Here is a 13,623-nt window from a genome sequence, read left to right as displayed (position 1 = left end):
GAGTGACGGAAATTATCATCTTCGCCATGGTGGCTTTGTTTGTCGGCCTGCGCCTATACAGCGTGCTGGGTCAACGCACTGGTCATGAGCAGCAGCCAATGGCTGATATGGCGGATGCTGCACCACTGCCGAAAGTCGGTTTGCCGCCAGAGACGCGTGATGCCTCGGGCAATGCGGATCAGGGATTTCTTGGGCATATCGGGCCATCGGCGATTGACGGACTGCGGGCGATTGTGTCTGCAGACTCGCGCTTTGATAGCGGGCATTTCCTTGAAGGTGCGCGGGCGGCCTATGGCATGATCCTTGATGCCTTTTGGCGCGGCGACGAACGGGCGCTGGCGGAATTGGCGAATGCCGATGTGTGCCATTCTTTCTCCGAGGCGATTCGCGCGCGTGAGGCCGATGGCCTGACGCTGGATAATCGGTTGGTGCGGATCGATCGCGCCGTGATTGAGGGGGCGACGATTGAAAACCGTATCGCCCGGATCACGGTGCATTTCGAGGCAGATATTGCCGGTGTTACCCGTGACCGCGATGGCAATATCGTTGCCGGGTCGCTCAGCGATGCCGTGCCGACTCATGATCTTTGGACGTTTAGTCGCAATGTCCGCGATAGCGATCCCAATTGGATGCTTGTTGAAACCGACGAAGCGGCCTGATCCGTGCGGCACGTGGTTTTGGGGTGGCGCGTTGCTTTTGGCGTGATGGCGGCGATGCTGTTGTCAGCATGCGCGGGGACGATTGTCCCTGCGTCATCTGGCAAAAAGGCACCGGGGGTCACAGCCGTATCCCGGCCCAAAGCGGCCACGCCAAAGTTGCAAGCTGTGCCGTTGCCCGCGCCCGCTATTATGCCGAAGGACAACGCCCGTTCTACCGGGGTGCGGCCCGGACAGCCCGTGACATCGCTGGCGATCACGGATCGGGATGCGCGGGCTGCATTGTCGGCTTTTCGTCTGAGTTGCCCATCCCTGACCCGGCGCACCGATACATCCGGCCTGACCCAGCCTGCGGATTGGCGGCCTGCGTGTATCGCGGCCTCAGGCTGGTCCGATGACGATGCCCGCGCCTTTTTTACCCGCTATTTCGAATCGGCGATCATTGGCGACGGTAATGCATTTGCGACCGGCTATTACGAGCCGGAAATCGCAGGCTCGCGTGTGCGCGCGCCCGGTTATGGCGTGCCGATTTATCGCCGCCCGCCGGATCTTGTCGATCTCGATCTAGGGCAGTTTTCGGACAGTCTGAAAGGGAAGAAGATTCGCGGTCGCGTGGCGGGCGCGACATTCGTGCCTTATGCGGATCGGGCTGAGATCGTTGGCGGTGCGCTTGCGGGTCGCAATCTGGAGATCGCCTGGGCCGCGGATGAGGTCGAGTTCTTCTTCTTGCAGGTGCAGGGCTCGGGGCGTTTGCGCCTGCCGGATGGGTCGGTGATGCGGATCGGTTATGAAAGCCAGAATGGCCGAGATTATTCCGGTATCGGCAAGCTGATGAAGGATCGGGGCCTGTTGGGGCCGGGTCAGTCCAGCATGCAGGGCATTGTTGCATGGTTGCGCGCGCACCCGGAAGAGGGGCGCGCGATCATGAATGAAAACCGCAGCTTTGTTTTTTTCCGTGAAGTGACGGGGGCGGGGCCATTGGGTGCGCTGGGCGTGCAGGTCGTTGGTCGTGCATCGGTGGCCGCTGACCCGGCGTTTATCCCGCTGGGCGCGCCTTTGTGGCTATGGCTGGATCGGCAGGAGGCATCGGGGCTTTGGGTCGCGCAGGATACCGGCGGCGCGATCAAGGGGCCGAATCGCGTTGATACATTTTGGGGTGCCGGCATCGAGGCCGAGCAAATTGCGGGCGGCATGTCGGGCCGTGGTCAGGCGCAATTGTTGCTGCCTATTGGTACGCTGGCGCGGTTGACCGCCGGAATGGCGACAAAAGATGCGTCGGCTCAGCGCTGAAGAGCTCGAAGACTGGGCGCGTCTGGCCCAATCTGTGCGACCGATCCATCCACGTGCGGTGCCGCGACTTTTGCCTTTGGTTGTTTCCCATAAGCCTGCGCCGTTAATGGTCATGGCGCCAAAGTCTGCGCCAGCAAAGGTAAAGGGACGGGTGCCGCTGGATCGTGTACCAGTGTCCGCGCCCAAGCCACCTGCGCCGGTCATCGCCAATACACTGGACGGCAGTTGGGACCGTCGTCTCGGCACGGGGCGCGCGGTCCCCGATCAGGTGATCGATCTGCATGGTCATACGCTCGATTCGGCGTGGAGCTATCTCGACCATGGGCTTGAACGCGCGATCCGGCATCATGCGCGGACCGTGTTGTTGATTACTGGCAAGTCTCGCAATGCCGAGCGTGTGGGCAATGAACGACGCGGGATTATCCGGGCGAAGATTTGTGACTGGTTGGCCGGCTCGCGCTTTGCCGATCGGATCGCCGCTGTGCGCAATGCCCATCCGCGCCATGGTGGCGATGGCGCATTATATGTGATCTTGCGGCGAGGTCGGGACGGCTGATTGGCGGATTTAGCGCTTGGAACGCGATGGCTTGATCGTATCGAGTGGATGGACTGCCCGCATATTGGGCGTGAAGCCGCCAAGCGATGGGTTGACCAGCGACCAGCGAATCGGCTTGAACAGCGGGATGAACGGCAAGTTCTCGATATAAGAAGCTGCCGCCGCTTGCAGGGCATCGGTGCGCGCCTGTGTGGTCGGAGCAGCGCGGGCTTCGATCATTTTATTGTCGGCAAAGTGGTCGCAAATTTTCATCGGCCTGCAGGCGAATTGGCGGAGATACCATCCGGCGGTATCGGTGGGGGTCACGATATCAATGAGCCAGAGATCGGCATCCGTTATGTTGCTGCGTTGGATACTGACCCCGATTTGTGCCCATTGTTGGCGTAGCAGTTTGAACAACATGTCGCTGCCATGGCCATTGGGCAGGGCGATGTGCAATGTCGGGACCATATTGCCCGCTTTTACCCATTCGGCAATTTGCGCTTTTGCGAAAGCTTGCCGTTCGTTTTGTGACAAATTGCTCCATGGATGGGTCGGCACCAATGTCAGGTCGTGTAAATGTTGCGGCAGGAGTGAATCCTGCGCGAGGTCGGTGGGCAGGTCCATCGCACGCAGTAATCCATTTCGGTCAAGTGCCATGGCTAAGGCGCGTCGAATGGATGGCTCTTGCAGCAGCGCTTCTTTATTGCCGATTGCCAGGCCATAAAGTCCATTGGCGGGGTCAATTTGTACCTGACGGGCGTTGATCCGCGCTGCCGCGATCAATGGCCAATCCGTAAGCCGCCCGCCCAGCACCAATTGCGTCCAGCCACGCGCGAAGCGCGTAACGGCGCGCGGCGCTGATTCTGCGCGGATCGTCATGGCGGGCTGATAGCGATCCGTGTCCTCTGGCACGACCACACCATCCAGCCTGATGGGAGACAATTGCCAGCCGGTGAACGCCCTTCGCGTGATCTTCAAGGGGCCGGTCCCGACTATGCTGCGCTTGAACAATAATGCGGCTTCCGGCTGCGCGAGCATGTTCAGCACATCGGGTCTGGCGGATTTCAATCGGATTTCGATGACCTGTGGCGTGACGGCCCTGATCGATTCGACGGCATCAAATTGCGGCGAAAGGCGATTGCGGGGATTATTCAGCAAGGCCTTGCGTAGTCGGTCGGCAATGGCTTCTGCGGTGAGCCATGCCGGGCGTGCGCTGTCTTCATCGCCATCGGTGAGGCGGAAGATCAGGCTGCGGCCTTCATCGACCACGGCCCAGCGGCTGGCTAGCCCGGCCTGAATCTGGCCGGTGGCATCGAAACGGATCAGCCCCTGGGCTGTGGCGGAGAGCAGGGCGGATTGCGTATCGTTGAGGGGCGTGGTGACGGGGTCTACGATCGCCAATTTGTCGCCGATCAGCGTGACATCAAGCCGATCATGCTTTTTGTCGCTGCAGGTGGCCAATAAAGCTAGCAGGGGAAGGGAGAATGCGAGGGCGGTCGGCTTCATCATCTGCTGGTGGTTCCGACGGTCAGGCTGAGGGTGCGGCTGGGATGGACATTGATCGGGTTATCCTGCCATCCGTTGACGCGTGGGGCAACAAGTGCACGGGCCGCATTGTGATAAATCGGGATAATCGGCGCATCGAAGATGAGCTGCTGTTCGGCGCGGCGCATCATTTTGGCGCGCATGGCCGGGTCGGCGGTGTTCAGCGCTCGATCCAGCGCGGTATCGAAGACGGGGCTGTTATAGCCGGCATAATTCAGTGCCGTGGCGGTGGAGTGATGGACCATCAGCATGTTTTCCGGAGTCGGCATATCGGCGACCCAACCGGCCCGCGCGATCTGAAAGTCGCCGCGACGCATGGCGGCGAAGTGCAGACTCGCTTCGCTGTTGAATAGGGAGATTTCGACCCCAAGCGGCGCCCACATGGTGGCCAACGCCGTTGCTACCCGGCGATGATCGCGGTCGCTGTTGAAGCGCAAGGTCGCCCGTAGCGGGTGATCGGGACCATAGCCCGCCTGCGCCAACAGGTCGCTGGCCGCAGCCTGTCGTCTGGCCATCGACCAATTTTTCCAATCGGGCTTTAGCGGCGGCAGGCCAAGGCCCGATGGCAGCAGTCCCCATGCGGGCTTTACCCCGGCGCGGATCAGCTGGTGGGCGATCCAGTCACGATCAACGGTCATGGCAAGTGCGCGGCGCACCCGGACATCATCAAATGGCGGTTGGCGGGTATTGAGCGTGAGATAATAGGTCGCGATCATCGGTGCGGCATGGACCGATGTGCCAAGGTTTTTCACTAGATCCTCAAAGCGCGACGGCGGGAAGTCGGCGGTTGTATCGGCTTGCCCAGTCTGGAATCGCCGCAATGCCGTCAATTTATCGGCCACGGGTAGCCAGCGGACATAGGGGGTGCGTGGTTTGCCATCATACCAAAAGGGATTGGGTTCAAGCTGCATATGGTCGTTCAATTGCCAATCGCGCAGGCGATAGGCGCCGGAGGTGACCAAAGGCCGTTCGCTTGTCCAATGATCGGCCAGAGTGGTGATGCGGTGCATGGGCAGGGCGGCCATCGCCGGTTGCGCCATCAGGTCAGGCAAGGCCGGGTCCGGGCGGCGGAGATGGATGCTGACCAGATCGGGCTGTGTCGCGACCACATTGGCGATGCCTTCGAACAACTCCCGTGTGGGCGCGGCGGTTGCGGGTGCGCGCAGGCGTTGAAAAATCTGTGCGAAGAGGGGCGCGGTGATCGGGCTGCCATCGGAAAAGCGCGCATCGGGGCGCAATTTGAACGACCAGGTCAAGCCGTCGGGCGATAATGTCCATGCGCTGGCGATGGCGGGTTCGACCTCACCCTTGCCATTGAAGCGGGTGAGGCCCTCGAACAGATCCATCGCGACCCGGCTGGATGCGACATCGGATATTTTCTGTGGGTCGAGGCTTTTGGCGTCATCTTCCGATAAGCGGACCAATGTATCGGCGGGCAAAGTTGCGCTGTGCTGGGGGGCGGTTGACCTCTCCGGCTGGCATGCCGCCAGCCCAAGCGCCAAGGACAGGGCAAGCGCAACCGCCCGTAATCTCATGCCGTGCGGAAGCCATTGGTGATGGGATAACGGCGGTCGCGACCGAAATTGCGTCGGCCAAGTTTGACTCCGGGAGGAGCCTGACGTCTTTTATATTCGGCGAGGCAGAGCAGCCGCTCCATCCGGGCGACCATCTCGCGGTCGAAGCCGCGTGCGGCGACCTCGTCGACCGACAGCTCTTCCTCCACCAGTGCATGCAAGACCGGGTCCAGCACCTCATAGGGCGGCAGGCTGTCTGCGTCCTTCTGATCCGGGCGCAATTCGGCGCTGGGTGGCTTGGTGATGACGCTATCGGGCATGACCGGACCGTCCGGCCCCAGGCCGAGCCGGGGCTTATGGACATTGCGCCAGCGGCAGACATCGAACACCGTCAGCTTATAGGCGTCTTTGAGCACATTATATCCACCAGCCATATCGCCATAGATGGTGGCATAGCCGACCGACATCTCACTTTTATTGCCGGTTGTCAGCAGCATATGGCCGAACTTGTTGGACATCGCCATCAAGGTGACGCCCCGGATGCGGGATTGGATATTTTCTTCGGTCAGGTCCGGATTTTTACCGGCAAAAATATCGCCGAGCATCTGGCCAAAGGCTTGTACGGCCGGTTCGATCGGGACGTTGTCGAGGCGACAGCCGAGCAAGCGGGCACATTCAGCCGCATCATCTAGCGATTCCTGCGAGGTGAAGCGGGAGGGAAGCATGACGCACCACACTCGGTCCGCCCCCAGCGCATCGACGGCGACTGCCGCGGAAAGAGCCGAATCAATCCCGCCAGACAGGCCTAGGACAACGCCGGGGAAACGATTGACGTTCACATAGTCCCGCAAGCCGATCATCATCGCATGATAAATATCGGCGGGTGCCGGATCGAGCTTGGCGACTGGCCCGGGGTTGCACACCCAGCCATCGGTCGTGCGCTGCCAATTGGTGGCGACGACGGCTTCTTCCCAATCGGGCAATTGCACGGCGATGCTGCCATCCTTGTTGGTAATGAAGGAGGAGCCGTCGAACACGACCTCATCCTGTCCGCCAACGCGGTTGAGATAGGCTAGTGGCAGGCCGCTTTCGCGCACCCGATCTGCGACGAGTTCGCGACGCAGATCGTCCTTGTCGATTTCATAGGGGCTGCCGTTCGGGACGAGCAGCAATTCCGCGCCTTGTTGGCGCAGATGATCGATCACGCTGGGCGTCCAGATGTCTTCGCAGATCGGCAGGCCGAGCTTTACGCCCCGGAATTCGACCGGTTCCGGCAGGGGGCCGGGTTCGAACAGGCGTTTTTCATCAAAAGTGCCGTAATTAGGCAATTGATGCTTGATCCGGATGGCTGCGATTTTGCTGCCATCGAGCAGGCACAATATATTGTGCAGCCGACCTTCATCCATCATCACCGAACCAACCAGCATGGCCGGGCCGCCATCTGCGGTATCCTGTGCCAGTTCGTCCATCATCCTTTCGGCGCGGGCGATCAGTGCGGGCTTCATCACCAGATCCTCTGGCGGATAGCCAATAAGCTGCATTTCCGGATAGAGGATGAGGTCCGCCCCTGCATGGGCGCGACGGACGTTGCGAATCGCTTCCACATTGGCCGCGAGGTCGCCAACGCGCTGTGAAAGCTGTGCAAGCACGATATTAAGCTGCTGTGTCATTACAAAAGCTTTAGCATTTACGCGCAAGCGGGCAACCACCCCCTTTCCCCCGGCGGCCATGATGGCTAAGGAGACCCCCAATAATCCGCGCGGGGACATTGAATATGAAACTTCTCACCGGCAATTCCAATCAGCCGTTGGCCAAGGCAATCAGCGAGTATCTTGAAATTCCGCTGACCGATGCATCGGTTCGTCGCTTCGCCGATGAAGAGGTGTTCGTCGAAATTCACGAAAATGTGCGTGGCGAGGATGTGTTCGTCCTCCAGTCGACGGCCTATCCGGCCAATGACAATTTGATGGAATTGTTGATCTGCATCGACGCCCTCAAGCGGGCATCGGCGCGGCGCATCACGGCGGTATTGCCGTATTTCGGCTATGCCCGCCAAGACCGAAAACCGGGGCCGCGCGCGCCGATTTCCGCCAAGTTGGTCGCCAATCTGATCACGGTGGCGGGGGCCGATCGCGTGCTTTCGGTCGATCTTCATGCCGGGCAGATTCAGGGCTTTTTCGATATCCCGACCGACAATCTTTATGCCGCGCCAGTGATGGCAGCGGATATTGAGGCGCGTTTCGGTAGCCGCAACATCATGGTCGTTTCGCCTGACGTTGGCGGCGTGGTCCGCGCCCGTGCGCTGGCCAAGCGGCTCAACAATGCGCCGCTGGCGATTGTCGATAAGCGGCGCGAACGGGCTGGCGAATCGGAAGTGATGAACATTATCGGCGATGTCACAGGCCGATTCTGCATCCTCATCGATGACATTGTCGATTCGGCGGGCACATTGTGCAACGCCGCTGCGGCATTGAAGGCGGCGGGCGCAGCGGAAGTGGTGGCTTATTGCACCCATGGCGTGCTTTCCGGTGCTGCTGTCGCCCGTGTGACGGCCTCGGAATTGAGCGAATTGGTGATTACCGACACCATTGGCGCCAATGCCAAGGTCGCCGATGCGTCGAATATCCGCCATTTGACTATTGCCCCGCTGTTGGGTGAAGCGATCAAGCGCATAGCCGATGAAACATCGGTGTCGAGCCTGTTCGACTGATCGCCATATGATGCAGCCAGCCCAATTCGACGCCTATCTTGTCCGGCTTGGGCTGGGGCATTTGCCCAAGGCGAACGAAGAGGGGCTGGCCCTGTTCCAGCGCGCCCATCGTCTTTCGATTCCTTTCGAGAATTTTGACATCCATTTAGGGCGCGGTATCAGCATCGCCCTTGATCGGGTGGTCGATAAGCTCGTGCGCAGCAAGCGCGGCGGCTATTGCTTTGAGCATAATGCCCTGTTTTCGGCAGGTTTGGCGGTGTTGGGCTTCAATGTGCGGCCTATACTGGCGCGGGTTTGGCTGGTGAGCGCGCCCGGTGTTGTGCCGCCCCGGACCCATGTCCTGTCGCTTGTCACGATCGGGGACCGGCAGTGGATTGCGGACGCGGGCTTTGGCGGTGGATATGCCCCGCCGATGCTGCTTGAAGCCGACCGCGTGGCTGAAGGGCCTGATGGAGGGCGCCACCGGTTGGTGATGGATGCTGATCATGGCTGGATGCTGGAGCGTGAGGGCAGCGATGGCTGGCGACCGCAGTTCAGTTTTTCCCTGGATGCTGTTTATGACAGCGACCTTGTGATGAGCAATCACTGGACATCTACATCGCCCGATTCGCGTTTTGTGCGCCATCGAATCGCCAGCATGGTGCTGCCGCATGGCATGGCGGCGTTGCAGGATTGCCGGTACACCCGGTCGAGCCTCACCGATAAGGTCGATAGTGAGATTACTAGCGCCCGCATGCTGCAAATGCGGCTGAGCCTCGTGTTTGGTATTGATCTTGAACGGGATCAGATTGCGGCGCTAAACCTGTTGTAGGTCACGCAGTTTTTTTCGCGGAGGCTCTCAAGGGTCCGGTGGGGAGGAATCACGCCTCCCCGCCCGATATGTTCCCCTGATTTATGCCTTGGGCTTGGCAGCCCGTTTTGCTGGCGTTGCGGTTTTGGCCATTGGCTTCGCACTGGCTGATGTGGAGGTGACTGTTGCCGCAGCGACTGGTGCTGCGCATACAGGTGCCGCAGTCGCAGTCTTGGCTGTGTGGCTGGCGATCCATTCCTCGACAACCGGCGCGATTTCCTCCCGCCAGCGGCGACCGTTGAAGATGCCGTAATGACCGACATGTTCGGCGATCATGTATTTTTTCAGCTCTGCCGGCAGGTTGGTTGAAATATTCAGCGCGGCCTTGGTCTGGCCGAGGCCAGAAATATCATCATTTTCACCCTCAATAGCGAGCAATGCCGTGCGCGTGATCGCCCTGGCATCGACCAGCGTCTCGCGGTGCATCAACTCACCCTTGGGCAGCTTGTGATTTTGGAAAACAACATCGACTGTCTGCAGATAAAATGCTGCATCCATGTCGCAAACCGCGCGGTATTCATCGTAAAATGCCTTGGTGGCATCGGCGCTCTCATCATCGCCAGCGACCAGATGCTTGAACATTTCCCAATGGCTCATCAGATGGTTGCCAAGATTCATGGTCATGAAGCCGGCGAGTTGCATAAACCCCGGATAGACGCGACGACCGGCACCGGCATAATTCTGCGGCACGGTCGCGACGACATTATGTTCGAACCAGCTCAGCGGGCGTTCGGTTGCAAGCTGATTAACCGCTGTCGGCGATTCGCGCGTGTCGATCGGGCCGCCCATCATGGTCATTGTGGCTGGGGCGCAAGGATCATTGGTTGCGTTCATCAGTGCGGTCGCGGCAAAGGCGGGCACGGTTGGCTGGCAAACGGCCAGCAAATGCGCGCCCGGACCGATCTCGCGCACGAAGTCGATGACATAGTCGATATAATCGTCGAGGTCGAAATTGCCGTCATTCAGGGATACATCACGGGCATCGTGCCAGTCGGTGATGTAGACATCCTGCGTGTGAAGTAGTCGTTCGACCGTGCCGCGCAACAACGTCGCATAATGGCCCGACATCGGGGCGACGATCAACAGTCGTGGCTGGCCGGTGACACCTTCTTTGCGGAAATGCTTGAGCTGGCCGAACGGTTTGCGCAGCACGATTTCTTCGGTAATCGCTACCGTCTTCCCATCCACCACTGTTTCAGTTAGCCCGAATGCGGGTTTGCCACGCGGCGCAGCAGCATGGGCGAACACATCAAGGCCGGAGGCGACAAGCGGACCCATGGTGGAGTAGCCAAATGGATTTACCGGGTTTTGGAGCCATTGGGCACTGATGTTGGCGAGGGCGCTAGCGCCCGCTAATAGGTTCTTCTGGGCTTCGTAGGCAGTATAAAGCATGTTGAAACGGCCCCAAATACGCTGGAGGCATATGCCCCCGAGCTGTTACATTGTTGGCTGTATCATCTTACATTACCATCTTCGTTGCAATGCAGCATTGTCATTGCCAGCCTTTTTGTCAGGTGTTGCTGCGCGCTGAATAGATTGAGCAATCTTGGATTTTTTTAATTTTCATGCCAGAACGGTACATATGACACGCCGCTTGTTGATCTTTGGCTTGGGCTTTTGCACCGGGTATTTGCGGCATCACCTACGTGATTCGGACTGGTCGATTGTTGCAACGCGGCGAAAGGCCGATGCCGATGCCGTGGCATTTGATGACCGTGCCGCTGTCGAGCATGCATTGGCGCGGGCGACCCATATTATTAGTTCGGTGCCGCCAGCTGGCGGGGAAGATCCAGTCTTGGCGATTTACGGTGAACGGATTGCGCGTGCGCCAGCCCGGTGGATTGGGTATCTTTCATCCACCGGCGTCTATGGCGATTGCGATGGGGCGTGGGTCGATGAAACCGCGTCGATGGGCGCGGGCCGCCGGAAAGATCGTGCGAAGGCCGATGCGGACTGGCTTGCGCTCGATCCGCAGCGCGTGCGGTGTTTCCGCTTGCCTGGTATCTATGGCCCAGGCCGTTCTCCGATCGCGCGTGCGCGCGCCGGCCAGATACAGTGCGTAGATGTGCCGGGTCAGGTGTTCAGCCGGGTACATGTCGATGATATTGTTGGTGCGATTGTCGCAAGCTTCGATCATGGTGCGCCGGGCGTTTATAATCTGACGGATGACCTGCCCGCGCCGCAGGCCGAGGTGAATGCCTATGCCTGCAAACTCATCGGCCATGCGCCACCGGCGATGATTGGACTGGATGATGCAAGCCTTTCACCCGCTGCCCGTGCCTTTTATGATGAAAATCGGCGGGTTGCGAATGGCAAGGCAAAGCGACTATTGGGCTGGTCGCCGCAATATCCGGATTATCGGGTAGGTTTGCAGGCGTTGTTGCGGGGAGGAGAATAGCTGATGGCATCGGGGTTGATTGCATTGCTCGATGATGTGGCGGCTATTGCCAAGCTAGCGGCGTCGACCCTTGACGATGTGTCTGCGGCCTCTGCCAAGGCGGGGGCTAAGGCGGCTGGCGTGGTCATCGACGATGCGGCTGTAACGCCGAGCTATGTAGTGGGCCTGACCCCTGATCGTGAATTGCCGATCATTGGCAAGATTGTGATGGGGTCACTGCGGAACAAGCTCATCATATTGTTGCCTGCGGCCTTGTTGTTGAGCGCCTTCGCGCCCTGGATGTTGACCCCTTTGCTGATGATCGGCGGCAGTTACCTCTGTTTTGAGGCGGCAGAAAAGATTTGGGAGGCGTTGTCGGGCCATCATGAAGACGCGGAATCGCATGTGGCGCACACAGATGTAGTGACACTTGAAAAGGAGCAAGTGAGTGGCGCGATCAGGACTGATTTCATCCTTTCGGGTGAAATCATGGCAATCGCCCTGGCCAGCGTCGCGGATCAAAGCCTTATCAATCAGGCGTTGATTCTTGCTGTGGTGGCGGTCGGCATCACCATTGGCGTCTATGGCGTGGTCGCGTTGATCGTGAAGATGGATGATATCGGCCTGCATCTTGTTCGACGGGAAGGTGCCGCCATCCAATCAATTGGTCGCACATTGATATCCGGTATGACGATGCTTTTGCGTATATTGTCAGTGGTTGGCACGGTAGCAATGGCATGGGTTGGCGGCGGGATTGTGCTGCATGGCATGCAGCAAGTTGGTTTGCCGATGCTCCCGGACGCCGCTCATCATGCTGCGGAATGGGTCGGGCATCTTGTGCCGATGTTTGCAGGCGCGATTTCATGGCTAATTTCGGCGGTGTTGTCGGGTCTCTTCGCGATTTTGCTGGGTGGTATTATCGTGATTGTGCATCCTCTCATTTTGCGGATGTTGGGTAAGACAGGGCACTGACCGTATCTTTCCCGTAATTAGAAGAACAATGCGAATATCGCGATCATAAGACCCAATAATAGCGATACGAACCCGATCACCCGGCTTGCCATTCGTAATGGCATTATTGTCGGCCATTCCGGTCCAAGCAAGATTGGCCAGATATGCGCAGCGACGATGCCAATAGTCGCGCCGATACCAGCGAGCAGGGGCTGTTCCATGCGGGCGGTCAGGGCGAAGGTCAGGAACGCGATCTTGTCGCCAAAGCCAAGCATGAAGAATTGTGACGTGATGTTGATGAAGCCCAATGGCTGATGCCGCGTTGTGTGCGGCGCGGGTTGTTTGCGGGTGAACAGTCCGCTGCCGCCCGCAAATATAATGGCGAGGCCCGTGAGCAGATTGGCCGACCGGATGTCCAACATATCCGCCATCATCATGCCGCCGAATGCGGCGATAGATATGTTGAGCGATGCCGCTATTGCCATACCAGCTATAATAAGTCGCGCTGAGTCGGCGCGTTCACCTAATTCTAGCGCAAAGAAATGTGAGCGGTCGCCGATTGCGGTCAGGCTTGCGGCCAGAAACGCAACCAATAATGTGTCCATGAAGGGGTGACGGCTCTCAACTGTTTAAACGTAGGGCCGTCGCCGCAATGAAGGTTTCCGCTGCCTGTTCGTCGATACGATGGCAGCTTGCTGCTTCACGCATCATGTGCAGCCATGGCTCAAAAACGTGCTTTTGGTGACCTTCGGCCAATTGTTTTTCTAGGCCGCGGGCAAGACGCCGCAGCGGTTCCAGCCCATATCGCGCAGAAATCACGCGAATTTCTTCAATTTCGTTGAAAAGATGAGCGGGCTGTAATTGCCCGGTGGCGCGCAACAAAAGATCAATCTGATGACAAAGACCGGCACGCACCATATTTATGGCTGTTTGTTCCTGCTGCATGGAACCCACCTCAATATTACCATTTAACTATCTAAGACTTGGATAAGATGGGCAGGTTAAGATTTGATGACAGGCCTGTCGATTGTATGTGGGTATGAATCGTTAAAGTGTCGCAGGTTTATTTGCTGAACTCTTGAATTCGGCAGGATAGAGTCCTATGTTCGTTCTAGCACGGTTGCATGTCCCCCCTTTCATGCAGCGTGTAGCGCGCCTTCGGGTGCGCTTCCTCCCTGAACCTTGGCCACCT

At 58.7% G+C, this 13,623-nt stretch carries 13 protein-coding genes; 7 read left to right on the top strand and 6 right to left on the bottom strand.

Annotated elements, in window-relative coordinates:
- Window positions 1–2: 2 nt before the first annotated feature.
- Genes K6117_RS10585 through K6117_RS10575 form a run of 3 tightly spaced genes read left to right on the top strand, consistent with a single transcriptional unit; the run spans window position 3 to window position 2,502 of the window.
- Window positions 3–659, top strand: a complete 657-nt coding sequence (locus K6117_RS10585; RefSeq protein ID WP_221794790.1) for a Tim44/TimA family putative adaptor protein — start codon at window positions 3–5, stop codon at window positions 657–659.
- A gap of 45 nt (window positions 660–704) precedes the next feature.
- Window positions 705–1,946 (top strand): murein transglycosylase A, encoded by a 1,242-nt coding sequence (mltA, locus tag K6117_RS10580; RefSeq protein ID WP_425514711.1) that lies wholly within the window; start codon window positions 705–707, stop codon window positions 1,944–1,946.
- Entirely contained in the window at window positions 1,927–2,502 is a 576-nt protein-coding gene (locus tag K6117_RS10575; RefSeq protein WP_221794788.1) for a Smr/MutS family protein, read from the top strand. Before mltA ends, K6117_RS10575 begins: the two co-directional genes overlap by 20 nt.
- A gap of 9 nt (window positions 2,503–2,511) precedes the next feature.
- Here K6117_RS10575 and K6117_RS10570 read toward each other — a convergent pair whose 3' ends face one another.
- Genes K6117_RS10570 through K6117_RS10560 form a run of 3 tightly spaced genes read right to left on the bottom strand, consistent with a single transcriptional unit; the run spans window position 2,512 to window position 7,213 of the window.
- Entirely contained in the window at window positions 2,512–3,993 is a 1,482-nt protein-coding gene (locus K6117_RS10570) for an ABC transporter substrate-binding protein (RefSeq protein ID WP_221794786.1), read from the bottom strand.
- Entirely contained in the window at window positions 3,990–5,564 is a 1,575-nt protein-coding gene (locus K6117_RS10565) for a peptide ABC transporter substrate-binding protein (RefSeq protein ID WP_221794783.1), read from the bottom strand. Before K6117_RS10565 ends, K6117_RS10570 begins: the two co-directional genes overlap by 4 nt.
- On the bottom strand, window positions 5,561–7,213 hold the full coding sequence (locus tag K6117_RS10560; protein WP_221794781.1) for an NAD+ synthase: 1,653 nt from the start codon (window positions 7,211–7,213) through the stop codon (window positions 5,561–5,563). The genes K6117_RS10565 and K6117_RS10560 overlap by 4 nt, the downstream gene beginning before the upstream one ends.
- Window positions 7,214–7,317: 104 nt before the next feature.
- Here K6117_RS10560 and K6117_RS10555 point away from each other — a divergent pair, with 104 nt between their 5' ends.
- Window positions 7,318–8,253, top strand: coding sequence for a ribose-phosphate pyrophosphokinase (locus K6117_RS10555; RefSeq protein ID WP_221794779.1), 936 nt, complete (start codon window positions 7,318–7,320; stop codon window positions 8,251–8,253).
- 7 nt (window positions 8,254–8,260) lie between these two features.
- The gene (locus K6117_RS10550) at window positions 8,261–9,064 is read left to right on the top strand and encodes an arylamine N-acetyltransferase family protein (RefSeq protein ID WP_246605037.1); all 804 of its coding nucleotides are present in this window, start codon (window positions 8,261–8,263) and stop codon (window positions 9,062–9,064) included.
- Between the two features lie 81 nt (window positions 9,065–9,145).
- Here K6117_RS10550 and K6117_RS10545 read toward each other — a convergent pair whose 3' ends face one another.
- Window positions 9,146–10,495 carry a polyhydroxyalkanoate depolymerase gene (locus K6117_RS10545; protein ID WP_221794777.1) on the bottom strand — a complete coding sequence of 450 codons (1,350 nt, stop codon included), beginning with the start codon at window positions 10,493–10,495 and terminating at the stop codon, window positions 9,146–9,148.
- A gap of 190 nt (window positions 10,496–10,685) precedes the next feature.
- On the opposite strand from K6117_RS10545, the gene K6117_RS10540 reads away from it, so the two are divergent.
- Together K6117_RS10540 and K6117_RS10535 are read left to right on the top strand one after the other, a co-directional pair.
- Entirely contained in the window at window positions 10,686–11,501 is an 816-nt protein-coding gene (locus K6117_RS10540; RefSeq protein WP_246605036.1) for a Rossmann-fold NAD(P)-binding domain-containing protein, read from the top strand.
- A 3-nt stretch (window positions 11,502–11,504) separates the two neighbouring features.
- The gene (locus tag K6117_RS10535; protein WP_221794775.1) at window positions 11,505–12,452 is read left to right on the top strand and encodes a DUF808 domain-containing protein; all 948 of its coding nucleotides are present in this window, start codon (window positions 11,505–11,507) and stop codon (window positions 12,450–12,452) included.
- A gap of 17 nt (window positions 12,453–12,469) precedes the next feature.
- Here K6117_RS10535 and K6117_RS10530 read toward each other — a convergent pair whose 3' ends face one another.
- On the bottom strand, window positions 12,470–12,868 hold the full coding sequence (locus K6117_RS10530) for a TMEM165/GDT1 family protein (RefSeq protein WP_343211774.1): 399 nt from the start codon (window positions 12,866–12,868) through the stop codon (window positions 12,470–12,472).
- 184 nt (window positions 12,869–13,052) lie between these two features.
- Complete coding sequence (locus tag K6117_RS10525) at window positions 13,053–13,376, bottom strand: hypothetical protein (RefSeq protein WP_221794770.1); 324 nt, start codon at window positions 13,374–13,376, stop codon at window positions 13,053–13,055.
- Between the last annotated feature and the right edge of the window lie 247 nt (window positions 13,377–13,623).

This window comes from Alteraquisediminimonas sediminicola, assembly GCF_019740335.1.
GTDB classification, from domain to species: Bacteria; Pseudomonadota; Alphaproteobacteria; order Sphingomonadales; family Sphingomonadaceae; genus Alteraquisediminimonas; species Alteraquisediminimonas sediminicola.
The sequence above is the reverse complement of the archived record's forward strand: the minus strand, read 5'-3'. Positions and strand labels throughout refer to the sequence as shown.